This window comes from Streptomyces sp. E2N166 (assembly GCF_003671715.1).
Lineage (GTDB): Bacteria > Actinomycetota > Actinomycetes > Streptomycetales > Streptomycetaceae > Streptomyces > Streptomyces thinghirensis.
In genome coordinates this window covers 1,303,176-1,326,613 of the sequence record NZ_RAIF01000032.1, presented here as the reverse complement: position 1 = coordinate 1,326,613, position 23,438 = coordinate 1,303,176, and the positions used below count along the sequence as shown (strand labels likewise).

Sequence of the window (23,438 nt, the reverse complement as noted above, 5' to 3'; positions counted from 1 at the left end):
GTCGACGCGCAGCCGCAGTGTGCCGCCGTCCCGGCCGAGGCGCACGCGCGCGTGCCGCGAACCCGAGTGCCGTACGACGTTGGTGAGGGCCTCCTGGACGATGCGGAACGCGGCCAGGTCGGTACCGGGCGACAGCCGCGACGGCTTGCCTTCGACCTCGACGGTGAGACCGGCGCTCGCCGCCTGCTCGACCAGTTCGGGAAGCCGGTCCAGCCCGGGGGCCGGCGAGCGGGGCGCGTCTCCGGGGGTGCGGAGCGCGCGTACGCGAACGAACTGAGGAAGAAGACCGGGAACACCAGCAGCGCGCACAGCGAGACCGCGACCGTGACGCCGTTGAAGACGACCGTCCGCCCGGCGGCGCGGGTCGCCCCGACGACGGCCTCCGGCTGGGCGTGCCCCGCGGCGCGCTCCTCGCGGCGGAACGCCGAGGTCTCCTGATACCCGGGGTCCCCGCCTCGCGGTCCGCCCGCGCTAAGGGAAGACCAGACCCACCCCGTGGGCGAGCCGCTCCGCCGCGTGGCGGAAGAACGTCTCCCGGTCCTCCACGACCCGGTTGAACTGCCCGAACAGCTCGAATCCGACCAGCCCGAACAACTCGGCCCAGGCGGCCACGAACGCCGCCACCGTCTCCGGTGGCAGGTCGGGGGCGAATTCCGCCGCCATCCGATGGGCCTCGGGTCGCAGTTCGGCGGGCAACGGCGGCTTGGCGAGGCCCGGACCCTGGTGTGCGTCGCGCACGATGCCCGTGAACACGTAGGCCACCCGGGCGGCGGCCGGGATGGTGTCGTCGGGCGCGGTGTAGCCGGGCACCGGCGAACCGTAGATCAGCGCGTACTCGTGGGGATGTGCCAGCGCCCACGCGCGCACCGCCTCGCACACCACGGTCCAGCGGCGGACGTGTCCTGCGTCGGCCGCCGTGTCGCGTGCCGCCTCGGCGGCCTCGCCGAGCGAGTTGTAGGCGTCGATGATGAGGGCGGTCAGGAGGTCGTCGCGGCTGGGGAAGTAGCGGTAGAGGGCGGAGGACGCCATGCCCAGCTCGCGGGCCACGGCCCGCAGCGAGAGCTTGGCGGCACCTTCCGCCGCGAGCTGTCCGCGCGCCTCGTCCTTGATGGCGGCGGTGACCTCGATCCGGGCGCGGGCGCGGGCTCCCTTGGCGCCTTGTGCGGTGCTCATGCGAGCAGTGTGCCAAAAGGAGAGCAGTGCACGCAATTCAGATCAGCGATCTCATGAGCGATCGCCGCTCACACTTCGGAGCAACGATCGCGTTCGAGAGCGCCGCTCACAAATCGGAGCGCCGCTCTTGCTCCGAAGCACCGCTCTCGTGCAGACTTACCACCAAGCGAGAGCACTGCTCACAAAAGCGAGCGACGCTCTCCCTCATCCTTCGAGCAACCCTGGGGGCCCCATGTCCACGCACGTCCAGAAGCCCGGCTGGCTCACCGTCAACGTCCTCAACCGCACCGTGGCCTGGCTGACCCGCCGCGGCCTCAGCGTCTGGGGTTCACGCGTCCTCGCGGTGCGCGGCCGCAAGAGCGGCCAGTGGCGCACCACGCCCGTGAACCTGCTGACCGTCGACGGGCGGCAGTACCTGGTGGCTCCGCGCGGCCACGTCCAGTGGACGCACAACATGCGCGCGGCCGGCGGCGGCGAACTGCACCTCGGCAAGCACGTGGAAGCGTTCACCGCCACCGAGGTCGGCGACGACGACAAGCCGCCGATCCTGCGCGCCTACCTCAAGCGCTGGAAGGCGGAGGTGGGAGTCTTCTTCAACGGCGTTGGCCCCGACTCCTCCGAGACCGAGCTGCACCGCATCGCACCCGACCACCCGGTGTTCCGGATCGAGATCAGGAAGTGACCTCGTCACCGGCGGGGTTCGCGGTGCCCGGCGCGCCCACCGCCCCCTCCGCGCCCGCGGGCCGGCGGTCGATCGCCGCGAGTGCCCGCTGCGCCAGCGGATGGCCGCGGACCAGCTCACCCAGCGAGGTCGAGCCCTGCGTGATGTCCTTGAACGCCTTCCAGGCCGGACGGAATCCGGTCAGCGCCGCGTGGAAGAGCCCCGGCCGGCGCTCGAACACGGCCAGCATCCGCTTGCCGACGCTCATCTCGACGCCGAGCCCGGCCTTGATGGCAAAGGCGTAGTTCAGGGCCTGCTTGCGCGCGTCGACGGCGTCGTGCGCCTCGGAGATCCGCACCGCCCACTCCCCCGCGAGCCTGCCCGAGCGCAGCGCGAAGGAGATCCCCTCTCGCGTCCACGGCTCCAGAAGCCCCGCCGCGTCCCCGCAGACCAGGACCCGGCCGCGCGACAGCGGTGAGTCGTCGGCACGGCAGCGCGTCAGATGGCCGGAGGAGATGCTCGGTTCGAAGCCGGCGAGGCCGAGCCGGCCGACGAAGTCCTCCAGGTACCGCTTGGTCGCCGCGCCCTCGCCGCGCGCCGAGATCACACCCACGGTCAGCGTGTCGCCCTTGGGGAAGACCCAGCCGTAACTGCCGGGCATCGGCCCCCAGTCGATGAGGACCCGACCCTTCCAGTCCTCGGCGACCGTCTCCGGCACCGGGATCTCCGCCTCCAGGCCGAGGTCGACCTGGTCGAGCTTGACCCCGACGTGCGCCCCTATCCGGCTGGCGCTGCCGTCCGCGCCGACGACGGCCCGCGCGAGCACCGTCTCTCCGCCCTGGAGGACGACGGCGACCGTGCGCCGGTCCGGCACCGCCGACCCGTGCTGCTCCACCCGTGCCACCGTCGCCCCGGTGCGCAGTTCGGCGCCCGCCTTCTGGGCGTGCTCGACGAGTTGCTGGTCGAACTCGGGCCGGTTGACGAGCCCGAACAGCATCTGCCGGGAGCGCCTCGTCCGGGTGAACCGCCCGTTGTTCGAGAACGTCACCGCGTGCACACGGTCCCGGAAGGGCAGTTCGAAGCCGGGTGGGAGGGTGTCGCGCGAGGGACCGATGATGCCGCCGCCGCACGTTTTGTAGCGGGGCAGGTCCGCCTTCTCCAGCAACAGCACGCGCCGCCCCGCGACCGCCGCCGCATAGGCGGCCGAGGCCCCCGCGGGTCCCGCGCCCACCACGACCACGTCCCAGACCTGACGCGCGTCGTCCGCCGAAGAGTTCTCGCTGCTCACGATGGTCTACTGCTCCCAACAAACCGCATGCCGCACCTGACCCCCGCATCCTACGGCGGGCATCGCCGCAGGCCACTGTGGGAGGATCGGGCCTACCAATCCCAGTACTCGTCGTACTCCTGTACTCCGCGTACTCCTCGGTACAACGTCGCACCCACAAGGAGCGTGCCCATGTCGTCGAATCCGGTCGCCGAGACCGTCTCCTCCCTGATGCCCAGGGCCAAGGAGGAACTCACCGCGCTGGTGGCCTTCAAATCGGTGGCGGACTTCGACCAGTTCCCGCGCAGCGAGAGCGTGGGCGCGGCCAACTGGATAGCGGCCGCACTGCGCGCCGAGGGCTTCCAGGACGTGGACCTGCTCGACACACCGGACGGCACCCAGTCGGTGTACGGGTACCTGCCCGGGCCCGAGGGCGCCAAGACGGTGCTGCTCTACGCCCACTACGACGTGCAGCCGCCGCTGGACGAGGCCGGCTGGGTCACTCCGCCGTTCGAACTCACCGAGCGCGACGGCCGCTGGTACGGGCGCGGCGCGGCCGACTGCAAGGGCGGCGTGCTCATGCACCTGCTCGCCCTGCGCGCGCTGAAGGCGAACGGTGGCGTCCCGGTGCACGTCAAGGTGATCGCCGAGGGTTCGGAGGAGCAGGGCACGGGCGGCCTGGAGCGGTACGCCGAGCAGCACCCCGACCTGCTCTCCGCGGACACCATCGTCATCGGCGACGCGGGCAACTTCCGGGCCGGGCTGCCGACGGTCACCTCGACGCTGCGCGGCATGACCCTCGTCCGCGTGCGGGTCGACACGCTCGAGGGCAACCTGCACTCGGGCCAGTTCGGCGGCGCGGCCCCCGACGCGCTGGCCGCCCTGATCCGCGTACTGGACTCGCTGCGCGCAGAGGACGGTTCGACGACCGTCGACGGGCTGGCGGCGGACAGCCGGTGGGAGGGTCTGGCGTACGACGAGGAGCAGTTCCGCCGGGACGCCCGGGTGCTGGACGGTGTGGAGCTGATCGGTTCCGGCTCGGTCGCCGACCGGATCTGGGCACGCCCGGCCGTCACGGTGCTCGGCATCGACTGCCCGCCGGTCGTCGGCGCGACCCCGTCGGTGCAGGCGGGCGCCCGCGCGCTGGTCAGTCTGCGGGTGCCCCCGGGCGTGGACGCCGCCGAGGCCACCAAGCTGCTCCAGGCCCACCTGGAGGCGCGTACGCCGTGGGGTGCCCGGGTCGGCGTGGAGCAGATCGGTCAGGGCCAGGCGTTCCGTGCCGACACCACCAGTCCGGCGTACCAGGCCATGGCGGACGCGATGGCGGTGGCGTATCCCGGCGAGGAGATGCAGTACGCCGGTCAGGGCGGCTCCATCCCGCTGTGCAACACCCTGGCCGCGCTGTACCCGCAGGCGGAGATCCTGCTGATCGGCCTGAGCGAGCCGGAGGCGCAGATCCACGCCGTGAACGAGAGCGTGTCCCCCGAGGAGCTCGAGCGGCTGTCGGTCGCGGAGGCGCTGTTCCTGCGCAACTACGCGGCGAGCTGAACCCGAGGCGCTCCGGTTCTGCCGTCGGCAGAGGACTCTCGCCACCCGGCGGGGCCCTGCCTACGGTCGTGCCATGGACGTCATCGAGCTCCTCCCCCGCCTGCACCTGCTGCGCTTCCCGGTCGGCCAGGCCTACCTCTGGCGCGACGGCGACGACCTGACGCTGGTCGACGCCGGGCCGGCCGGGTCGGGCGAGCGCATCGCCGCCTCGGCCGGGGCTCTCGGACGCGTACGGCGGGTAGTCCTCACCCACTTCCACGAGGATCACGCGGGCGGGGCCCAGGAGGCCGCGGCGCTCACCGGGGCCGAGGTGGTGGCGCACGCCCAGGAAGCGCCGGTCGTGCGGGGTGAGGTGCCGGGTCCGCCGCCCGCGTTCGAGGACTGGGAGCGCCCGCTGCACGCGGACGCCGTACGGCGGGGCTCCCGCGGGGCGGATTCGACCGGCCGGCGCGGGTGACCGAGGTGTCCGACGGCGATGTCCTGGACTTCGGCGGCGGGGCGCGCGTCGTCCACGCCCCGGGCCACACGGACGGCAGCATCGGGCTCCATCTCCCGCGGCACGGCGTGCTGTTCACGGGGGACGCCGTCGCCGCGTCGCCGGTCGACGGCAACGTCATGCTCGGTGTGTTCAACGTCGACCGGGACCGGGCCGTCGGCTCCTTCGGGCGGTTGGCCGACCTCGACACGGACGTGGCCTGCTTCGGTCACGGCGATCCGGTGACCGGCGGGGCCGCGGAGGCGCTCCGGGCATCGGCGCGGACCTACGGGGCGGTCGGCTGACGTCAGCCGACGGGGGTGCCCGCCTCCAGGTACAGTGCCGCGCCGCGTTCCCGGGCCCGCAGGGCCCAGCGCAGCCGCTCGTAGCGGACCGGGGGCAGCAGGCCGGCGGCCTCGTCCTCGCTGACGAAGCGCCAGTCGCGCAGTTCGGGGCCGGGCAGCAGCACGCGGGCGGCGTCCGCGGAGTCGAGCCGGCCGCCGTCGAAGAGCAGCCGCAGTCCGCCGTAGCCGGGGGGCACGGGCGATTCCCAGTCGACGACCAGCAGGGCGGGTACGTCCGCGAGGCGGATCCCGGTCTCCTCGGCGACCTCGCGCATCCCGGCACGGGCGGGGGCCTCGCCGGGTTCGACGACACCGCCGGGGAACTCCCAGCCGGGCTTGTAGGTGGGGTCCACGAGCAGCACCCGGTCCTGCTCGTCGAAGAGCAGGACGCCGGCGGCGAGGGTCTCGGCGGTGGGCTCGGGAGTCTGCACGATGTCGCAGACCGGTACGGCGCCGGTGCCGACGGCCTCGGCGATCCGGGCGGCGGCCTCGTACGGGGTGAGCGCGCCGGTGTCGATCGGGTGGGCGTCGGCGGTCAGCCAGGCGGCCAGGGCGGCGCGGTACGGCTCGATGTGGTCGTAGGACCACTGGCGTACGCGTAGCTCGCCGTCGGGCAGGTCCTCCGGTATCCCGCGGTCGGCTATGCGCTCCCGCAGGATCGTTTCCGCCGGAGCGAGCAGGACGTGCCGGACCGCGATCCGGCGGGCGGCGAGACCGCCGAAGATCTCGTCGCGGTACTCCTGCCGCAGCAGGGTCATGGGGACCACGAGGGTCCCACCGAGCTCGGCGAGCATCGCGGCCGCCGTGTCGGTCACCAGACGGCGCCAGATCGGCAGGTCCTGGAAGTCGCCGACCTCGGCGAGGCGTTTGGGCGGCAGCAGGTGTGCGAGTGCGCCGCCGATGACCTCGGGGTCGAAGAGTGTGCTGTTCGGGATCAGTTCGATCAGTTCCCGGGCGGTGGTGGTCTTCCCCGCACCGAACGCGCCGTTGATCCAGACGACGGTCACAGGTCCCCCTCTTCTGTTGGCCCCCTGTGGCTTGCCCGCTTCACCCTGCCACGGAAACCAGGCCCAGTTGAGGGCGCACGACAGCGGCGCCGGCGTCCCCGGGGGAGGGACGCCGGCGCCGTGTGAGCCGGGTGTCGCGTGACGGGCGGTGTGCGTCAGCCCAGCCGCCCGAGGGCGTCGTCGTCCACGTCCAGGCTGTCGACGGCGACGGTGTCCTGGACGGTGCTGACGGTGTCCTCCACGTCGAGGTTGAGCGGGAGGTCGGCCGGGGCGGCGTGGGAGGGGCTGACGGCCGCGACGACGAATCCGGTGGCGAGGGACGCGATGGCGAGCATGCTGCGCTTCTTCATGCCTGCTTCAACTGCCCGACGGCGTCGGGGTCACGGGTGCGGGCCCGGGAGCGGCGGAATGGACCCCATGGTCCCCGCTCAGCGCCCCGGGCCCGGCCGGGTCACGCCTGCCCGACTTCTGCCTGCCGGACTTCTGCCCTGCCGGACTTCCGCCTGTCGGGCCAGGGTGTTCTGTGCGCCTACTCCCGCCCTCGTGCTCCCGTGTCCGTATCCCCGTGCTCGGGCCGCCGGCCACGTATCGACGCACCCGCGCGCACCCCGCGCGCAGCCGCCCGCGGCTCAGACCCGTGCCGGCGTGGCTCCCGCCGTCCTCGTGAGTGCCGCCGCGGCCGCCCCCACCAGCCCCGCGTCCGTGCCCATCTGGGCGGGCACGACGGCCAGGCGCCGCACGAAGGACAGGGTCGCGTAGTCGGTCAGGGCCTTGCGCAGGGGAGCGAAGAGCACGTCGCCCGCCTTGCCGACGCCCCCGCCGACCACGGCGATGTCGATCTCGACGAGGGTCGCGGTGGCGGCGATACCGGCGGCCAGTGCCTGCGCGGCCCGTTCGAAGGACGCCACGGCGACCGGGTCGCCCAGGCGGGCCGCGGCGGCGACCGCGGCGGCGGAGGTGTCGCCGTCCGGGCCGGGGCGCCAGCCGGCGTCGAGGGCGCGCCGCGCGATGTTGGGGCCGCTCGCTATGCGCTCCACGCAGCCGCGCGCACCGCACGGGCACGGATCGCCGTCCAGGTCCACGCTGATGTGGCCGATGTGGCCCGCGTTGCCGGTCGGGCCGGGGTGCAGCCTGCCGCCCAGGACCAGACCGCCGCCGACGCCCGTCGAGACCACCATGCACAGCGCGTTGTCGTGGCCGCGGGCCGCGCCCTGCCAGTGTTCGGCCGCCGTGATGGCCACTCCGTCGCCGATCAGCTCGACGGGCAGGTCACCGGCGGCGGCGCGGACCCGCCGGACGAGCGGGTAGTCACGCCAGCCGGGCACGTTCACCGGGCTGACGGTGCCGGCGGAGGCGTCCACCGGTCCGGCGCTGCCGATGCCGACGGCCGTCACCCGCCCCCACAGCGGCGACGCGGCCAGTTCCCCGAGCACCGCCTCGACGGCCCGCATCACGGTGTCGCCGTGCTCCCGGGCGGGCGTGGCGCGCTGCGCGCGCGCCTGGATGCGGCCGTGGCCGTCCACCAGCGCCCCGGCGATCTTGGTGCCGCCGATGTCCAGCGCTGCCACGAGGTCGGTGTGCATCAGAGTCGGATCTCCCCGTCGGACCGAAAAAAGCAAAAATGACGAACACAAGAACACACAGCGAACCGGCCCGACGGTGGGGACGAGGACCGGAGAGTGCGATGGACAGTGTCACCCGCATCTGACAACGTTGTCCAGGCTCTATGCTCGACGCCACATCCTCATACAAACGCATGACCGACGCATCCCCCGTGGACGACAGGAGCCGACGCACTCCCGTGGACGACAGGACAGGACACCGCATCGTGCCCGACACGCCCCGCCGCGCAGACCGCCTCCCCGGGAACCGTTACGGCAATCGCCCGACCATGAAGGACGTCGCCGCCCGGGCCGGGGTCGGTCTCAAGACCGTCTCCCGGGTGGTCAACGGGGAGCCGGGCGTCACCCCGGAGACCGAACGCCGCGTCCAGGAGGCCATCGACGCGCTCGGTTTCCGCCGCAACGACAGCGCGCGGGTGCTCCGCAAGGGGCGCACGGCCAGCATCGGCCTCGTCCTGGAGGACCTCGCCGACCCCTTCTACGGGCCACTCAGCCGTGCCGTGGAGGAGGTGGCCCGCGCCCACGGCGCCCTGCTGATCAACGGGTCCAGCGCGGAGGACCCGGACCGCGAGCAGGAGCTGGTGCTGGCGCTGTGCGCGCGGCGCGTGGACGGGCTGGTGGTGATTCCCGCCGGGGACGACCACCGGTATCTGGAGCCGGAGCTGAAGGCGGGTGTTGCCACGGTGTTCGTGGACCGCCCGGCGGGGCAGATCGACGCCGACGTGGTGGTGTCCGACAACTTCGGCGGCGCCCGCGACGGCGTGGCACACCTCATCGCGCACGGACACCGCAGGATCGGCTTCATCGGCGACATGCCCCGCATCCACACCGCCGCCGAGCGGCTGCGCGGCTACCGGGCCGCCATGGAGGACGCCGGCATACCGGTGAAGGACTCCTGGATGTCCCTGGGCGTCACCGACCCCGTGCGGGTACGCCGGGCGGCCGAGGAGATGCTCACCGACCCGCACCCGGTCACCGCGATCTTCACCGGCAACAACCGGGTGACGGTCACCGTGATCCGCGTCCTCGCCGAGCACGCGCGCGGCGTCGCCCTGGTCGGCTTCGACGACATCGAGCTGGCCGACCTGCTGCAGCCGGGCGTCACCGTGGTCGCCCAGGACGCGGCGGCCCTCGGCCGCACCGCCGCCGAGCGGCTCTTCAGGCAGCTGGACGGCACCCTGATCGCACCCGACCGCATCGAACTGCCGACCAGGCTGGTCACCCGGGGCTCGGGCGAGCTGCCGCCGGCGGACTGAGCGGCCCGTGTCTGAGCCACTGAAGCGGGGCCCTGCTCAGCCGCCCCGGCCCCCGGAGAGCGGCCGCGCGCCCGCACGCCCGACCGGCGAGGACCGGACGTTGCGGGCGCTCGGACTGGCGGAAGTGCCTCGGGAGGAGCCGCTGCTGTACCCGGGCGCGTGGCCCCGGGAGTCGGGGCTGCTGGACGGGGACCGGCTGCTGCCGCTGGACGAGCCGGTCCACGAGGACCGGGACGGCCGGGTTCCGGTGCTCGCGATCGGTTCCAACGCCAGCCCGGGCCAGCTGCGGCACAAGATGGCCGAGTTCGGGATCGACTCGCCGATCCCGATGGTCAGGACGAGGGTCACCGGCGTCGACATCGGTGTGTCCGCGCATGTGAGCCGCATGGGCTACGTCTCCGCCTCGCCGGTGGGCGCCCCGGGCGTCGTACGGGAGCTGTTCGTTCTCTGGCTCGACGCCGAGCAGCTGGCCGTGATCGACGCGAGCGAGGGCGTGCCGATGGCGTCCGGCAACTTCGACCGCGTCTGGCTCCCGGCACCCGACGTTCGTGTCGAGCCGGCGGGCCTGGACGGCACGGTGCTGCGCGGCGCGTACGCCTACGTCAACCGCCACGGCGTCCTGCGCGACGGCACCGGGGCACCGCGCCGGCACCCGGGCGACCAGCGCGTCCTGATCACGGAGCTGCTCCAGGGGTCGGCCCGGCTGCGAGAGCTGTTCGGGGCTACGCCCGAGGAGTTCTGCGCGCGGGCGCGGGCCGACCGGCGGCTGTGCGCGCGGGGGACGCGGCTGTTCGCCGAGGAGCGGCGGGTGACCACGTCCGGCCTGGAGCGGTACGTGCGCTCCGGCCGGGCCGGCGAGCCCCTCCCCCGCACTCAGCCGCCGCCTACTGCGCCGATGCCGTGAGGTCGCCGCGCCGCGGGGACGAGAAGCCCTCCAGATCGGCGCGGGTCAGGCCGGTCAGCCGGGCGACCTCGCCGATGTCGAGGGCGCCGCAGTCCAGGCCGCGCAGCAGGTAACCGCTGAGGGCCTTCGCGGTGGCGGGCTCGTCCATGACGTCGCCGCCGGTGTGGTTGGCGTAGCGGGCGAGGCGGGCGGCGGCCTGCTCGAAGCCCTCGCGGTAGAAGGCGAAGACCGCCGCGTACCGGGTGGGGATGTGGCCGGGGTGCATGTCCCAGCCCTGGTAGTAGGCGCGGGCGAGGGCGCGGCGGGTGAGGCCGAAGTGCAGGCGCCAGGCGTCGTGGACCTTGGCGGTGGGGCCGACCGGCAGGACGTTGGTGGAGCCGTCGGAGACGCGTACGCCGGTGCCGGCGGCGGCGACCTGCATGATCGCCTTGGCGTGGTCGGCGGCCGGGTGGTCGCTGGCCTGGTACGCGGCGGAGACGCCGAGGCAGGCGCTGTAGTCGAAGGTGCCGTAGTGCAGTCCGGTGGCGCGGCCCTCGGCGGCCTGGATCATGCGGGCGACGGCGGCGGTGCCGTCGGCCGCCAGGATGGACTGGCTGGTCTCGACCTGGATCTCGAAGCCGATCCGGCCGGGCTCCAGGCCGCGCGCCTTCTCGAACGCCTCCAGGAGCCGCACCATGGCGGTGACCTGCTCGGGGTAGGTCACCTTCGGCAGGGTGAGGACCAGCCCGTCGGGCAGGCCGCCGGCTTCCATCAGGCCGCTGAGGAAGACGTCGAGCGTGCGGATGCCACGGGCGCGCACCGGGGCCTCCATGCACTTCATACGGATGCCCATGTACGGGGCCGCCGTGCCCTGCTGGTACGCCTCGGCGATCAGCCGGGCCGCGCGGGCGGCGGCCTCGTCCTCCTCGGCGTCCGTGCGGTTGCCGTAGCCGTCCTCGAAGTCGACGCGGAGGTCCTCGATCGGCTCGCGCTCCAGCTTGGCGCGCACACGGGTGTACACGGGCTCGGCGAGGTCGTCGGTGAGGCCGAGGGCGGCGGCGAGGGAGGCGGCGTCGGGGGCGTGTTCGTCGAGCGCGGCGAGCGCCTGGTCGCCCCACGAGCGGATCGTGTCGGCGGCGAAGACGTCACCGGGTACGTAGACGGTGTGGACGGGCTGCCGGGTGCCCGGGTCTCCGGGGTAGAGGCGCTCCAGCTCCGCGTCGACCGGCGCGAGGGAGGCACTGATCTCCTCGCCGACGCCGCCCGCGAGACTCGTCGCCACCTTCTCCTGCTGACCCATCCCACACCCTCCTGTTTTCCGCTGAACGGAATCAATAATCCGTAGAGCGAAGTTATCTGCCGGTCTCTCGCCGGTCAACACCATCCTGCGCAGACGCCGAGGCCCCCGCGACCAGGAAGGACGGTCGCGGGGGCCTCGGCAGGTGCGGGCAGGTGCTGCGAGCGGAGGTCAGCCCTTGCGGGTCTTGACCTCCTCGGTCAGCTGCGGGACGACGTCGAAGAGGTCACCGACCACGCCGTAGTCGACCAGGTCGAAGATCGGGGCCTCGGCGTCCTTGTTGATCGCCACGATCGTCTTCGAGGTCTGCATGCCGGCGCGGTGCTGGATCGCGCCCGAGATGCCGGAGGCGATGTACAGCTGCGGCGACACGGACTTGCCGGTCTGGCCGACCTGGTTGGTGTGCGGGTACCAGCCGGCGTCCACCGCGGCACGCGAGGCGCCGACGGCCGCGCCGAGCGAGTCGGCGAGCGCCTCGATGATGGCGAAGTTCTCCGCGCCGTTGACGCCACGGCCGCCGGAGACGACGATCGCGGCCTCGGTCAGCTCCGGACGGCCGGTCGACTCACGCGGCGTGCGCGCGGTGACCTTGGTGCCGGTCGCCTGGGCGGAGAAGGACACCGACAGGGCCTCGACCGCACCGGCGGCCGGGGCCGGCTCGACGGCGGCGCTGTTCGGCTTGACCGTGATGACCGGGGTGCCCTTGGAAACGCGGGACTTGGTGGTGAAGGCGGCGGCGAACACCGACTGCGTGGCCACCGGGCCCTCGTCGCCGGCCTCCAGGTCGACGGCGTCGGTGATGATCCCGGAGCCCAGGCGCAGCGCCAGACGGGCCGCGATCTCCTTGCCCTCGGCGGAGGACGGGACCAGCACGGCGGCCGGGGAGACGGCCTCGTGGGCGGCCTGGAGGGCGTCCACCTTCGGTACGACCAGGTAGTCGGCGTACTCGGCGGCCTCGTGGGTGAGGACCTTGACCGCGCCGTGCTCGGCGAGGGTGGCGGCGGTGTCGGCGGCGCCGCTGCCGAGGGCCACGGCGACCGGCTCGCCGATGCGGCGGGCGAGGGTCAGCAGCTCCAGGGTGGGCTTGCGGACGGCACCGTCCACGTGATCGACGTAGACGAGAACTTCAGCCATGGGACTTCTTCTCTCCTGCTTGCGAGATGTGAGGGGCGGTCGGCGAATCCGGGGCTCAGATGAACTTCTGGCCCGCGAGGAACTCGGCGAGCTGCTTGCCGCCCTCGCCCTCGTCCTTGACGATCGTGCCCGCGGTGCGCGCCGGGCGCTCGGCCGCGGAGTCGACCTTGGTGTAGGCGTTCTCGAGACCGACCTCGTCCTCGTCGATGTCGAGGTCGGACAGGTCCCAGGACTCCACCGGCTTCTTCTTGGCCGCCATGATGCCCTTGAAGGAGGGGTAACGCGCCTCGCCCGACTGGTCGGTGACCGACACGACGGCCGGCAGCGACGCCTCCAGCTGCTCCGTGGCGGAGTCGCCGTCACGGCGGCCCTTCACGGTGCCGTCCTCGACGGAGACCTCGGACAGCAGCGTCACCTGCGGCACGCCCAGGCGCTCCGCGAGCAGCGCCGGCACGACGCCCATGGTGCCGTCGGTGGAGGCCATGCCGGAGATGACCAGGTCGTAGCCGGCCTTCTCGACGGCCTTGGCCAGGACCAGGGAGGTGCCGATGGCGTCGGTGCCGTGCAGGTCGTCGTCCTCGACGTGGATCGCCTTGTCCGCGCCCATGGACAGCGCCTTGCGCAGCGCGTCCTTCGCGTCCTCCGGCCCCACCGTCAGGACGGTGATCTCCACGTCGTCGTCGGAGTTCTCCGAGATCTGCAGCGCCTGCTCGACCGCGTACTCGTCCAGCTCGGAGAGCAGACCGTCCACGTCGTCCCGGTCGACGGTCAGGTCATCGGCGAAGTGCCGGTCGCCAGTGGCGTCGGGCACGTACTTCACAGTGACAACGATCCTCAAGCTCACGCCGGCTCTCCTACTGCGTCGACATTTCAGTGCTGCCTCTTGCAGGCAGCATAGGCGCCCCAAGCGGCCGATCCCGGTCGGGGCGACCCGCGCTCCGCCCGGAATATTACTCGTCAGTACATCCAGTTCTTTCCCGCTAAGCAAGCGCTTTGAACTGTGACCTTCGCAACGCAGCGTAACCGGAACCCGACGGCTCCACGGAAACGCCCCCGGTGACCGGTCAGTCTCGCAGACCGTTGTAACGCCCCTGGTGGTACAGCAGTGGACTGCCGGCACCCGTGGGGTCGCCGAGGAGAACCTCCGCCAGCACGATGCGATGGTCCCCCGCGGGTACGCGGCCGGCGACGCGGCACACGAGCCAGCAGAGGACGCCGTCCAGCACGGGCACGCCCTCGGGCCCCTCGCACCAGGCGGTCGGTGCCGCGAAACGGTCGGCGCCGCTGCGGGCGAAGGTGGCCGCCAGGTCCTCCTGGTGGTCGCCGAGCAGGTGGACGCCGACGTACTCGGCCTCGGACACCGCGGGCCAGCTCGACGAGCCGGTGCCGATGCCGAACGACAGCAGCGGCGGCTCGGCGGAGACGGAGGTGAGGGAGGTGGCCGTGAAACCGACCGGGCCGGCGTCACCGCGGGCGGTGATCACGGCGACTCCCGCCGCGTGCCGCCGGAAGGCGGACCGCAGCAGGTCGGCGGTGGCGAGCCGCGGCGCGGCGACGTCGGGGGTGACCGTCATACGGGGTGTCCTTCTGCGTTGCGCCTCGGTCCGGGGAGCGGGGAGCGAGGGCCTACGGGCAGGCTGACGACGGGTGGCACACACAGTCAAATACGTCCCGGGATGTGGGGCTGTGGAGAACGCCTCACCGGTGACGTGGCGGTGGTCACACCGCCTCGCCCAGTGCGGCGATCACGTCCGCCTTGCGCGGCTGCCCGACGGCGCGCCGCACGACGCGGCCGCCGGCGTCGAGGACCAGCACGGTCGGCGTCTTCAGTACGTCGAGTGCGCGGACGAGCTCCAGCCGGGCCTCGGCGTCGATCTCGACGTGGGCGACGCCGGGGACCAGGCCGGCCACGTCACCGAGCACCCGCCGGGTGGCCCGACAGGGGGCACAGAAGGCGCTGGAGAACTGCACGAGCGTGGCGCGCGCGCCGAGCTCCGCGCCCAGATCGGCCGCGTCGAGCCGGGGGCCGGAGGTGTCGAGCCGGGGGCCGGTGATGTCGAGCCGGGGGCCGGAGACATCGGGCCGCGGGCCGGAGGTGTCGAGTCGCCCGCCGTCGCCCTGCTCGCGCACCCGTTCGCTCCTGTTCCGCCGCCGTCGCGGCACTCCTCGGCGCGCGTGACCCGCGCGCCGCCAGTCCGGTCGTCCCCAGGTACAGCGTTCGCGGGACGCCGGAGATTCCCGGCTCACGCCGCGTTTCGGCCACGAAACGGCAGACGAAGTGATGAGGATCTCGCCGCGGGTGGGCACCAAGGCTGGTACACAGGCCGTTCTTGGGGCACGATCTGCGACAAGCCGTAAACCTACGGCTGCGTAACTTTCGACTGGGAGCCCCCTTCCCAGGCTGACAAGGAAGGGTCCGACCCGCCCATGGCAGAACTCGCCTACCGCCCGGCCATCGGTCTCGCCCGCACCCTGTTCAAGGTGTGGGACCTCAAGATCGACTGCCAGGGTTCGGAGAACATCCCGCGCTCGGGCGGCGCCGTGCTGGTGAGCAACCACATCAGCTACCTGGACTTCATCTTCGACGGCCTGGCGGCGCTGCCCCAGAAGCGGCTGGTGCGCTTCATGGCGAAGGAGTCGGTCTTCCGGCACCGGGTCTCCGGGCCACTGATGCGCAACATGAAGCACATCCCGGTGGACCGCAAGCAGGGCGAGGCCGCGTACGCGCACGCCCTGGACTCGCTGCGGTCCGGCGAAATCGTCGGAGTCTTCCCGGAGGCCACGATCTCCGAGTCGTTCACGCTGAAGAGCTTCAAGTCGGGCGCCGCCCGCCTGGCGCAGGAGGCGGGCGTCCCGCTGATCCCGATGGCGCTGTGGGGCACACAGCGGCTGTGGACCAAGGGACACCCGCGCAACTTCAAGCGCAGCCACATCCCGATCACGATCCGGGTCGGCGAGGCCATGGAGGCCTCCCGCGAGCAGTACGCGGGCGCCATTACCCGCCGGCTGCGCGAGCGGGTGCAGGAGCTGTTGGAGGCCGCGCAGCGCGCCTACCCGGTGCGCCCCAAGGGAGCGGACGACACCTGGTGGATGCCGGCCCATCTCGGCGGCACCGCCCCGACGCAGGAGCAGCTGCGCACGGCCCAGGCGCGCTGACCGAGCGCGTCACAGGGCGGGCGGCAGCGTCGCCCACAGGTGCGGCCGGTCGGCGGCCGCCTTCAGCACGTCCACCACGGCCGGATGCGGCGCGGCGTACAGGTCCGGGTAGTCCGCCTCGCCGGCCGCGGTGTCCGGCGTGAAGGCCAGCTGTTCCCGCCCCAGGGAGAACTGCGCGTTCACGCCGGGTCTATTGCCGCGTGGGTCCTGCCGGTGCCAGGCACCGTCGAACCGCACGGCGACCAGCCCGTGCACCACGTCGAACCGCTGGTAGCACAGGGCGGTCGGGATGTCCTCGGCCCGCAGCAGCGCGGTCAGCGCGTGGGCCTTGGCGTAGCAGATGCCGGTGCGCTGCTCCAGGACGTCGGAGGCGCGCCAGGTGACGCGGGGGTCGCCGGAGTCCTGCGAGTGCGGGATGGTGTCGCGCACGAACTCGAAGGCCAGCCGCGCATAGGCATACGAGTCCTCCGCCTCCTTGGCGAGCCCTCCGGCCACCTCCCGTACGCGTGGATGGTCGTGGTCGATTACCTCGTCGGCGGCCAGGTAGGCGGACAGGTCAGGGGTTCTCTGGATCAGCTCCATGCCCGCAGAGCATAGGAAAGCGATCACCCATCAGTCAATGACTTTTCAGGTGACCGCATACCTATGCATTGCCGAGGCGGGGCCGTCAGCGCGCCATCTCCTCCTTGAGGGCGGCGACGAACGCGTCGACGTCGTCCTCGGTGGTGTCGAAGGCGCACATCCAGCGCACGTCGCCTGCGGCCTCGTCCCAGAAGTAGAAGCGGAACCGCTTCTGCAGGCGCTCGCTCACCTCGTGCGGCAGGCGGGCGAAGACCGCGTTGGCCTGCACCGGATAGAGGATCTCCACGCCGTGCACGGCGCGCACCCCCTCGGCCAGGCGCTGGGCCATCTCGTTGCCGTGCCGGGCGTTGCGCAGCCACAGGTCCTTGGCGAGCAGCGCCTCCAGCTGCACCGACACGAAGCGCATCTTGGACGCGAGCTGCATCGACAGCTTGCGCAGGTGCTTCATGTGGCGCACGGCGTCCTGGTTGAGGACCACGACCGCCTCACCGAACATGGCGCCGTTCTTGGTGCCGCCGAGGGACAGGAGGTCGACGCCCACCGCGTTGGTGAACGTCCGCATCGGGACGTCCAGGGAGGCGGCGGCGTTGGCTATCCGGGAGCCGTCCAGGTGCACCTTCATGCCGTGCGCGTGGGCGTGCTCGCAGATGGCCCGGATCTCGTCGGGCGTGTAGAGCGTGCCCAGCTCGGTGCTCTGGGTGATCGAGACGACCTGCGGCATCGCGCGATGCTCGTCGTCCCAGCCGTACGCCTGCCGGTCGATCAGGTCGGGCGTGAGCTTGCCGTCGGGGGTGGGGACGGTGAGCAGCTTCAGGCCGCCCATGCGCTCGGGGGCGCCGCCCTCGTCGACGTTGATGTGCGCGCTCTCGGCGCAGATCACCGCGCCCCAGCGGTCGGTGACCGCCTGGAGCGCGACGACGTTGGCGCCGGTGCCGTTGAAGACCGGGAACGCCTCGGCCGAGGAGCCGAAGTGGCTGCGGATCACACGCTGGAGGTTCTCGGTGTACTCGTCCTCGCCGTACGCGACCTGGTGCCCGCCGTTGGCCAGCGCCAGGGCGGCGAGCACCTCGGGGTGCGCGCCGGCGTAGTTGTCACTGGCGAAACCGCGGACCTCGGGGTCGTGGTGGCGACGCGCGTCGGTCTTCGGGGGGTTCACGGCTTCTCGGTCAGCCACAGACGGTTTCCGTTCACTTCCGCGGCGGGCTTCTCCCAGACTCCGGCGACGGCCTCGGCGAGGTCACGCACGTCCGTGAAGCCCGCGAACTTCGCGTTGGGGCGCTCGGCGCGCATCGCGTCGTGCACCAACGCCTTGACCACCAGGATCGCAGCCGCGGACGTCGGGCCCTGCTCGCCCCCCGCCTTGCGGAAGAAGTCCGCCATGGCCAGCGTCCACGCCTCGGCGGCGGCCTTCGCGGCCGAATAGGCGGCGTTGCCCGCGGTGGGGCTGCTCGCGCCCGCGGCGCTGATCAGGACGTAGCGGCCGCGGTCGCTGCGCTGGAGCGCCTCGTGGAAGGCGAGGGAGGTGTGCTGGACGGTGCGGATCAGCAGCTTCTCCAGCAGGTCCCAGTCGCCGAGGTCGGTCTTGGTGAAGGTCTGGCTGCCGCGCCAGCCGCCGACGAGGTGGACCACGCCGTCGACCCGGCCGAAGTCCTTCTCGATACGGTCGGCCCAGACCCGGGTGGAGTCCAGGTCGAGCAGGTCGACCGTCTCGCCGGTGACGGTGGCGCCGCCGTGCGCGTAGCGCGCCGCGTCCACCGCCTCCGCCAGCCGCTGCGGGTCGTTGTCCGAGCCGACGACCGTCGCACCCGCCTCGGCGAGCCGCAGCAGCGCGGCCCGTCCGGCGGGTCCGCCCGCTCCGGCCACCGCGATCACCGCGCCGTCGAGCGTCCCGTTCCCCATGGTCCTCGCCTCCCGAGCCTGCTGTGTCTGCCTGTCCGTGCCGTCGCTCACGCGGCGGCCCGCTCGGCGCTGTCCGCCGTCGCCGTGATGCCCCGGGTCGAGGCGATCACGTTCTTGAGCTTCTTGGACAGTGCCTCGTAGAACATGCTCAGCGGAAACTCGTCCGGAAGCACGTCATCGACGAGCTTGCGCGGCGGGAGCGTCAGGTCCAGGGCGTCGGGGCCCTTGGCCCACTTCGAGCCCGGGTGCGGGGCGAGGTAGGTGGAGACCAGCTCGTAGCCGGCGAACCAGTGCACGATCTTCGGGCGGTCGATGCCGTCGCGGTAGAGCTTCTCGATCTCGGCGCAGAGCTGGTTGGTGACCTGCGGGGCGCGCTGCCAGTCGATGAAGAGCTTGTTGTCGGTCCAGCGCACGACGTCGTGCTTGTGGAGGTAGGCGAAGAGGAGCTGGCCGCCCAGACCGTCGTAGTTGCGCTGGCGCTCGCCGGTGACCGGGAAGCGGAACATACGGTCGAAGAGGACGGCGTACTGCACGTCACGGGCCTGCGGGACGCCCTCGTCCGCGAGCTTCACGGCCTCCCTGAAGGCGGTGAGGTCGCAGCGCAGCTCTTCCAGGCCGTACATCCAGAACGGCTGGCGTTGCTTGATCATGAAGGGGTCGAAGGGCAGGTCGCCGTGGCTGTGAGTGCGGTCGTGGACCATGTCCCACAGGACGAAGGCCTCCTCGCAGCGCTTCTGGTCGTGCACCATCGCGGCGACGTCCTCGGGCAGTTCCAGGCCCAGGATGCCGACGGCGGCCTCGGTGACGCGGCGGAAGCGGGCGGCCTCGCGGTCGCAGAAGATGCCGCCCCAGGAGAAGCGCTCGGGCGCCTCGCGCACGGCGATGGTCTCCGGGAAGAGGACGGCGGAGTTGGTGTCGTAGCCGGCCGTGAAGTCCTCGAAGGTGATGCCGCAGAAGAGCGGGTTGTCGTAGCGGGTGCGCTCCAGTTCGGCCAGCCAGTCGGGCCAGACCATGCGCAGCACGACCGCTTCGAGGTTGCGGTCCGGGTTGCCGTTCTGCGTGTACATCGGGAAGACGACCAGGTGCTGGAGGCCGTCCGCGCGGCTCGCGGCGGGCTGGAAGGCCAGCAGCGAGTCGAGGAAGTCGGGCACCTGGAATCCGCCGTCGGCCCAGCGGCCGAGGTCCGTCACCAGGGCCTCGTGGTAGGCGCGGTCGTGCGGCAGGAGCGGGGACAGCTCCTCGACGGCGCCGGCGACACGGCGTACGGCGTCCTCGGCGGCGGCCCGGTCGGGCGCGCCCTCGGCGTCGAAGTCGATCGCCCCGTCCTTGGACTGCCATGGCCGGATCCGCTCCACGGCATCCTTGAGGACGGGCCACGCCGGGTGCTCCACCACCCTGCTCGCCGGAGGAATGTTCTCCTCCACACCCACCTGCACAAGAATTTCCGTCATGTCCCATCCTCCACGGGAGAAGCTCACGTCAGGACACCGTATGCATACGAGGTTTCTCCCAGCAAGGGGGGCCTCCGTAAATTATCCTGCCCGACCCTGCCCTTCACCGCATTTTTTCCTGCGGGATGCCTGAGTCCGGATACCAGGCGCGGCAGAGGGGAAACGGTCCCGCAGGGCCGTTAGGCTGCCGCCCTGCCATCGCCGACGTCGACGGAAGCGAGTCGAGCCTTGAACTTCCTCACCATCGGTCACCGTGGAGTGATGGGTGTCGAACCCGAGAACACCCTGCGTTCCTTCGTCGCCGCCGAGCAGGCCGGCCTCGACGTCGTCGAACTGGACCTGCACCTGAGCAAGGACGGCGCGCTCGTCGTCATGCACGACGCGGACGTGGACCGCACCACCGACGGCACGGGCGCGATCGCCGAGCAGACCCTCGAGGAGCTGCGGGCGCTGGACGCGGGCCGCGGGGAGCGCGTCCCGGTCTTCGAGGAGGTGCTGGACGCCGTGTCCGTGCCGTTGCAGGCCGAGATCAAGGACGCGGCGGCGGCGCGCACACTCGCGGAGGTGATGCACCGGCGTGACCTGGTGGACCGGGTGGAGGTGATCTCGTTCCACGACGAGGCCATCGTGGAGATCGCCCGGCTGGTGCCCGGGGTGCGGACCGCTCTGGTCGCGCAGTACTACGGCCCCGAGGTCGTGGACCGTGCCGTCGAGGCCGGTGCCGGCACGCTGTGCCTGGACATCAACCGGATCACGCTGGAGATCGTGGAGCGGGCCCGCAAAGCGGGTCTGCGGGTGTTCTGCTGGACGGTGAACACCCAGGACCATCTGCGGCTGGTGCGGGCGCTCGGCCTGGACGGCGCGACGACCGACTACCCGGAGATCAAACGCACCGGCCGCTTCACCGCGTGAGCGGCACGGCGCACGCGCTCACGCGGGTCAGGCGGGTCAGGCCAGCGGCTTGACCAGCAGTTCGAACTGGAGGTCGTCGCGCTGCGGAATGCCGAAGCGCTCGTCGCCGTACGGGAACGGGGTCATCTCTCCCGTACGGCGGTAGCCGCGGCGCTCGTACCAGGCGATGAGATCCTCGCGCACGGAGATCACGGTCATGTGCATCTCCGTCACCCCCCACGCCTCGTGGGCCCACCGCTCCGCCGCCGCGATGATCGTCTTGCCCAGGCCCTCGCCCTGGAGCGCCGGGCTCACGGCGAACATCCCGAAGTAGGCGTGCGCCCCGCGGTGCTCCAGCTGGCAGCAGGCCACGATCCGGCCGTCCCGCTCGACCGTCAGCAGCCGGCTGTCCGGCGACCCGACGACCTCCAGCACGCCCTCCGGGTCCGTGCGCTGCCCCTGGAGGATGTCCGCCTCGGTGGTCCACCCGGCGCGGCTGGAATCCCCGCGGTACGCGGACTCTATGAGCGCGACGATGTCGCCCACGTCGGCGGCGGTGGCGTCGCGGTAGGTCAGTGGGCTGGCGGCGGTGTCCATGGGAGCGTCTCCGGTTCGTTCTCGACGGTCGTTGTTCGGGCGCGGGTTCGTTCTCGGGCGCGGGTTCGTTCTCGGGCGCGGGTTCGTTCTCGGGCGCGGCGAGGGCACCGATGAGAGTAACGCCGCCAGTAGTCTCGGGACGCATGGTGCATGTACTCAGCAGCCGAATCCTGCTCCGCCCCGCCGACCCCGACCGCTCCCGCGCCTTCTACGGCGAACAGCTCGGCCTCGCCGTCCACCGGGAGTTCGGCACCGGACCCGAGCGAGGCACCGTCTACTTCCTCGGCGGCGGCTTCCTGGAGGTCTCCGGCCGTTCCGAGAAGCCCCTCTCACCCGCGCTGAAGCTGTGGCTCCAGGTCGAGAACGCTGCCGCGGCCCACGACGAGCTGCGCGCGAAGGGCGTCGAGATCGTCCGGCCGCCGGTCCAGGAGCCGTGGGGGCTGGTGGAGATGTGGGTCGAGGACCCGGACGGCACGCGGATCGTGCTGGTGGAGGTGCCCGCGGACCATCCGCTGCGCTACCGGCCCGGGATCTGAGCCACCGGGCGGTACGTGCCGGATGGCCGCGGTCGGGGCCCGGCCTTAGCGTGCTGGAGGGGGACGGACGGTCTGCGGCTCTGCGGAAGGACGCCCCACGCGATGAAGCTCCACGAACCGGTGACCGGCGGGCCCTGCTGGGCCGAGCTGGGGACCAGCGATCTGGCAGCGGCCAAGCGGTTCTACACCAAGCTGTTCGGCTGGCGCCCCGAGACGGACTCCCGGCAGCAGGCGGGCGGCTACACGATCGCGCGCCTCGGCGACGCGGCGGTCGCCGCCCTGGCTCCGCTGTACCAGCCGGCTCAGCCGGTCGCCTGGAACGTGTCGTTCGCCGTGCGCGACGCGGACGACGCCGTACGGCAGGTGACGGCGGCCGGCGGGGTGGTCCCGCAGGGCCCCACGGACGTCTTCGACTCGGGCCGTTTCGTGGTGGCCGCCGATCCGACCGGCGCGGTGTTCCAACTGTGGGAGGCACGCTCCTTCCCGGGGGCCGGGCTGTTCAACGCGCCCGGCTCGCTGGGCTGGGTGGAACTGCTGACCCGGGAGCCCGACCGGGCCGCCGACTTCTACACCACGGTGTTCGGCTGGACCGTCACCACCTCCGACCGCTACCCGCAGTGGGGGATCGGTGGGGCGGACTTCGGCGGCATGGTGACGATGGACGAGAAGTTCCCGCACGAGGTGCCGGCGCACTGGCTGCCGTACTTCGCGGTGGCGGACGTGAACACCGCCGCTGTCGACACGACCGACAGCGGCGGCACCGTGCTCATGGAACCCACCTCGCCCCCCGACGGGCCACGCATCGCGGTCCTGCGCGACCCGCAGGGCGCGATGTTCGGCGTGTACCGGGCGGGCGACGAGCGCTGAGACCGCTTCTGTCCCTGGGCCGCGGTGCCGCCGGGCCGGCGAAGCGTCACACCCGCAGCGCGCCCAGGCGGCCCTCCAGCTGGCCCAGCAGAGCGCCGAGGAGCGCCGCCAGTTCGCCTTGGTCCGGGCCGTCGACGCCGGAGAGGACGGCGGACTCGTAGGCGAGTTGTTCGGGCAGGATGCCGTCGACGAGGTCGCGCCCGGTGTCCGTGAGGCGGACGTGGGCGACCCGGCGGTCGCGGGTGTCTCCGCGTCGCTCCACCAGGCCGCGCTCGGTGAGCTGCTTGAGGCGCTTGGTGACGGCGGCGCCGGAGGAGAAGGTCTCGCGGGCCAGGTCGCCGGGGGTCAGCTCGTGCCCGGTGCGGCGCAGCGCGCCGAGCAGGTCGAACTCGGCGCGGCTGAGGCCCGCCCGGCGCAGTGGGGCGTCCTCGGCCTGCTGGAGGAGGGCGGCGCAGCGGTTGATGCGGCCGATGATCTCCATCGGGCCGGTGTCCAGCTCCGGATGGACGGCCCGCCACTGCCGTACGACCGCGGCGACGGTGTCGCCGCCCGGTCCGCCTCTCTCGTCGCCCCCGGTCGCCGAGCCCCCGTCGGTTGCGGTCATGGCCGTACGTCCTCCGTTCTCGTACCCGTTTCACGGTCCGGACGCGCTGCCTGGCGTCGGACCGTTGCGGCGAGCGTACGGTGTCCGGACTGCTCGGCGAGCACGACCCTCTCCTGGGGCAGGGCGCGCCCCCACCATTCGCCGGCCGCGGCGTCGACGGTGGCCCGCAGGTCGGTCAGCGCGGCGGC

Annotated in this window: 24 protein-coding genes and 4 pseudogenes; 9 read left to right on the top strand and 19 right to left on the bottom strand. The window is 72.2% G+C overall.

The features are described from left to right. From EBH09_RS32900 to EBH09_RS32890, 3 genes and pseudogenes are all read right to left on the bottom strand, one after another. Nucleotides 1-255, bottom strand: a pseudogene (locus EBH09_RS32900) (sensor histidine kinase); the annotation flags it as partial. A gap of 2 nt (nucleotides 256-257) precedes the next feature. Further along, a pseudogene (locus EBH09_RS32895) lies at nucleotides 258-401 on the bottom strand (hypothetical protein); the annotation flags it as partial. Nucleotides 402-471: 70 nt separating this feature from the next. After that, nucleotides 472-1,173, bottom strand: coding sequence for a TetR/AcrR family transcriptional regulator (locus EBH09_RS32890; RefSeq protein ID WP_121750485.1), 702 nt, complete (start codon nucleotides 1,171-1,173; stop codon nucleotides 472-474). 232 nt (nucleotides 1,174-1,405) lie between these two features. Between EBH09_RS32890 and EBH09_RS32885 the strand changes: the two genes are divergently transcribed. Next, nucleotides 1,406-1,855 (top strand): nitroreductase family deazaflavin-dependent oxidoreductase, encoded by a 450-nt coding sequence (locus EBH09_RS32885; RefSeq protein WP_121750484.1) that lies wholly within the window; start codon nucleotides 1,406-1,408, stop codon nucleotides 1,853-1,855. Here EBH09_RS32885 and EBH09_RS32880 read toward each other — a convergent pair. After that, the gene (locus EBH09_RS32880; protein WP_121750483.1) at nucleotides 1,845-3,122 is read right to left on the bottom strand and encodes a geranylgeranyl reductase family protein; all 1,278 of its coding nucleotides are present in this window, start codon (nucleotides 3,120-3,122) and stop codon (nucleotides 1,845-1,847) included. The two genes, EBH09_RS32885 and EBH09_RS32880, sit on opposite strands and share 11 nt — an antisense overlap. 171 nt (nucleotides 3,123-3,293) lie before the next feature. On the opposite strand from EBH09_RS32880, the gene EBH09_RS32875 reads away from it, so the two are divergent. Beyond that, the gene (locus EBH09_RS32875; RefSeq protein WP_121750482.1) at nucleotides 3,294-4,649 is read left to right on the top strand and encodes a dipeptidase; all 1,356 of its coding nucleotides are present in this window, start codon (nucleotides 3,294-3,296) and stop codon (nucleotides 4,647-4,649) included. A 73-nt stretch (nucleotides 4,650-4,722) separates the two neighbouring features. Continuing rightward, nucleotides 4,723-5,429, top strand: a pseudogene (locus EBH09_RS32870) (MBL fold metallo-hydrolase). A 2-nt stretch (nucleotides 5,430-5,431) separates the two neighbouring features. On the opposite strand, the gene EBH09_RS32865 reads toward EBH09_RS32870, so the two are convergent. From EBH09_RS32865 to EBH09_RS32855, 3 genes are all read right to left on the bottom strand, one after another. Continuing rightward, complete coding sequence (locus tag EBH09_RS32865) at nucleotides 5,432-6,475, bottom strand: NUDIX hydrolase (RefSeq protein WP_121750481.1); 1,044 nt, start codon at nucleotides 6,473-6,475, stop codon at nucleotides 5,432-5,434. A gap of 155 nt (nucleotides 6,476-6,630) precedes the next feature. Further along, nucleotides 6,631-6,825 (bottom strand): hypothetical protein, encoded by a 195-nt coding sequence (locus tag EBH09_RS32860; RefSeq protein WP_121750480.1) that lies wholly within the window; start codon nucleotides 6,823-6,825, stop codon nucleotides 6,631-6,633. A 279-nt stretch (nucleotides 6,826-7,104) separates the two neighbouring features. After that, nucleotides 7,105-8,058 (bottom strand): ROK family protein, encoded by a 954-nt coding sequence (locus EBH09_RS32855; RefSeq protein WP_121750479.1) that lies wholly within the window; start codon nucleotides 8,056-8,058, stop codon nucleotides 7,105-7,107. Nucleotides 8,059-8,276: 218 nt separating this feature from the next. Between EBH09_RS32855 and EBH09_RS32850 the strand changes: the two genes are divergently transcribed. Beyond that, complete coding sequence (locus EBH09_RS32850; RefSeq protein ID WP_193776655.1) at nucleotides 8,277-9,353, top strand: LacI family DNA-binding transcriptional regulator; 1,077 nt, start codon at nucleotides 8,277-8,279, stop codon at nucleotides 9,351-9,353. 100 nt (nucleotides 9,354-9,453) lie between these two features. Next, complete coding sequence (locus EBH09_RS32845) at nucleotides 9,454-10,257, top strand: hypothetical protein (protein WP_193776751.1); 804 nt, start codon at nucleotides 9,454-9,456, stop codon at nucleotides 10,255-10,257. Here EBH09_RS32845 and EBH09_RS32840 read toward each other — a convergent pair. The 5 genes from EBH09_RS32840 to EBH09_RS32820 all read right to left on the bottom strand — a co-directional run bounded on the left by EBH09_RS32840 (nucleotide 10,238) and on the right by EBH09_RS32820 (nucleotide 14,722). Further along, on the bottom strand, nucleotides 10,238-11,536 hold the full coding sequence (locus EBH09_RS32840) for an aldolase/citrate lyase family protein (RefSeq protein ID WP_121750477.1): 1,299 nt from the start codon (nucleotides 11,534-11,536) through the stop codon (nucleotides 10,238-10,240). The two genes, EBH09_RS32845 and EBH09_RS32840, sit on opposite strands and share 20 nt — an antisense overlap. A 168-nt stretch (nucleotides 11,537-11,704) precedes the next feature. Next, nucleotides 11,705-12,667 (bottom strand): electron transfer flavoprotein subunit alpha/FixB family protein, encoded by a 963-nt coding sequence (locus EBH09_RS32835; RefSeq protein WP_121750476.1) that lies wholly within the window; start codon nucleotides 12,665-12,667, stop codon nucleotides 11,705-11,707. A gap of 55 nt (nucleotides 12,668-12,722) precedes the next feature. Then, nucleotides 12,723-13,511, bottom strand: a complete 789-nt coding sequence (locus EBH09_RS32830; protein WP_121750475.1) for an electron transfer flavoprotein subunit beta/FixA family protein — start codon at nucleotides 13,509-13,511, stop codon at nucleotides 12,723-12,725. A gap of 220 nt (nucleotides 13,512-13,731) precedes the next feature. Beyond that, nucleotides 13,732-14,241, bottom strand: coding sequence for a flavin reductase family protein (locus EBH09_RS32825; RefSeq protein WP_121750474.1), 510 nt, complete (start codon nucleotides 14,239-14,241; stop codon nucleotides 13,732-13,734). 145 nt (nucleotides 14,242-14,386) lie between these two features. Next, the gene (locus EBH09_RS32820; protein WP_121751119.1) at nucleotides 14,387-14,722 is read right to left on the bottom strand and encodes a thioredoxin family protein; all 336 of its coding nucleotides are present in this window, start codon (nucleotides 14,720-14,722) and stop codon (nucleotides 14,387-14,389) included. A gap of 372 nt (nucleotides 14,723-15,094) precedes the next feature. On the opposite strand from EBH09_RS32820, the gene EBH09_RS32815 reads away from it, so the two are divergent. Further along, nucleotides 15,095-15,823, top strand: a complete 729-nt coding sequence (locus tag EBH09_RS32815) for a lysophospholipid acyltransferase family protein (protein WP_121750473.1) — start codon at nucleotides 15,095-15,097, stop codon at nucleotides 15,821-15,823. A 9-nt stretch (nucleotides 15,824-15,832) separates the two neighbouring features. Here the strand turns inward: EBH09_RS32815 and EBH09_RS32810 are convergent, their stop codons facing one another. The 4 genes from EBH09_RS32810 to EBH09_RS32795 all read right to left on the bottom strand — a co-directional run bounded on the left by EBH09_RS32810 (nucleotide 15,833) and on the right by EBH09_RS32795 (nucleotide 19,755). Next, complete coding sequence (locus tag EBH09_RS32810) at nucleotides 15,833-16,405, bottom strand: transglutaminase family protein (protein ID WP_193776654.1); 573 nt, start codon at nucleotides 16,403-16,405, stop codon at nucleotides 15,833-15,835. 85 nt (nucleotides 16,406-16,490) lie between these two features. Then, a complete protein-coding gene (locus EBH09_RS32805) occupies nucleotides 16,491-17,561 on the bottom strand; it encodes a low specificity L-threonine aldolase (protein WP_121750471.1) in 1,071 nt (356 codons plus the stop codon). Further along, on the bottom strand, nucleotides 17,558-18,304 hold the full coding sequence (locus EBH09_RS32800; protein ID WP_121750470.1) for an SDR family NAD(P)-dependent oxidoreductase: 747 nt from the start codon (nucleotides 18,302-18,304) through the stop codon (nucleotides 17,558-17,560). Before EBH09_RS32800 ends, EBH09_RS32805 begins: the two co-directional genes overlap by 4 nt. A gap of 47 nt (nucleotides 18,305-18,351) precedes the next feature. Beyond that, nucleotides 18,352-19,755, bottom strand: coding sequence for a DUF6421 family protein (locus EBH09_RS32795; protein ID WP_121750469.1), 1,404 nt, complete (start codon nucleotides 19,753-19,755; stop codon nucleotides 18,352-18,354). Nucleotides 19,756-19,983: 228 nt separating this feature from the next. Between EBH09_RS32795 and EBH09_RS32790 the strand changes: the two genes are divergently transcribed. Continuing rightward, nucleotides 19,984-20,667: a glycerophosphodiester phosphodiesterase family protein gene (locus tag EBH09_RS32790; RefSeq protein WP_121750468.1), complete on the top strand. Its 684-nt coding sequence runs from the start codon at nucleotides 19,984-19,986 to the stop codon at nucleotides 20,665-20,667. A 36-nt stretch (nucleotides 20,668-20,703) separates the two neighbouring features. On the opposite strand, the gene EBH09_RS32785 is transcribed toward EBH09_RS32790, so the two are convergent. After that, a complete protein-coding gene (locus tag EBH09_RS32785) occupies nucleotides 20,704-21,243 on the bottom strand; it encodes a GNAT family N-acetyltransferase (RefSeq protein WP_121750467.1) in 540 nt (179 codons plus the stop codon). 143 nt (nucleotides 21,244-21,386) lie between these two features. Between EBH09_RS32785 and EBH09_RS32780 the strand changes: the two genes are divergently transcribed. Together EBH09_RS32780 and EBH09_RS32775 are read left to right on the top strand one after the other, a co-directional pair. Next, complete coding sequence (locus EBH09_RS32780; protein ID WP_121750466.1) at nucleotides 21,387-21,779, top strand: VOC family protein; 393 nt, start codon at nucleotides 21,387-21,389, stop codon at nucleotides 21,777-21,779. A gap of 102 nt (nucleotides 21,780-21,881) precedes the next feature. Then, entirely contained in the window at nucleotides 21,882-22,646 is a 765-nt protein-coding gene (locus EBH09_RS32775) for a VOC family protein (RefSeq protein ID WP_193776653.1), read from the top strand. 46 nt (nucleotides 22,647-22,692) lie between these two features. Here EBH09_RS32775 and EBH09_RS32770 read toward each other — a convergent pair whose 3' ends face one another. Next, nucleotides 22,693-23,250 carry a MarR family transcriptional regulator gene (locus EBH09_RS32770; protein ID WP_121750464.1) on the bottom strand — a complete coding sequence of 186 codons (558 nt, stop codon included), beginning with the start codon at nucleotides 23,248-23,250 and terminating at the stop codon, nucleotides 22,693-22,695. After that, nucleotides 23,247-23,438 (bottom strand): annotated as a pseudogene (locus EBH09_RS39500) (FUSC family protein); the annotation flags it as partial. The pseudogene EBH09_RS39500 and the gene EBH09_RS32770, both read right to left, overlap by 4 nt.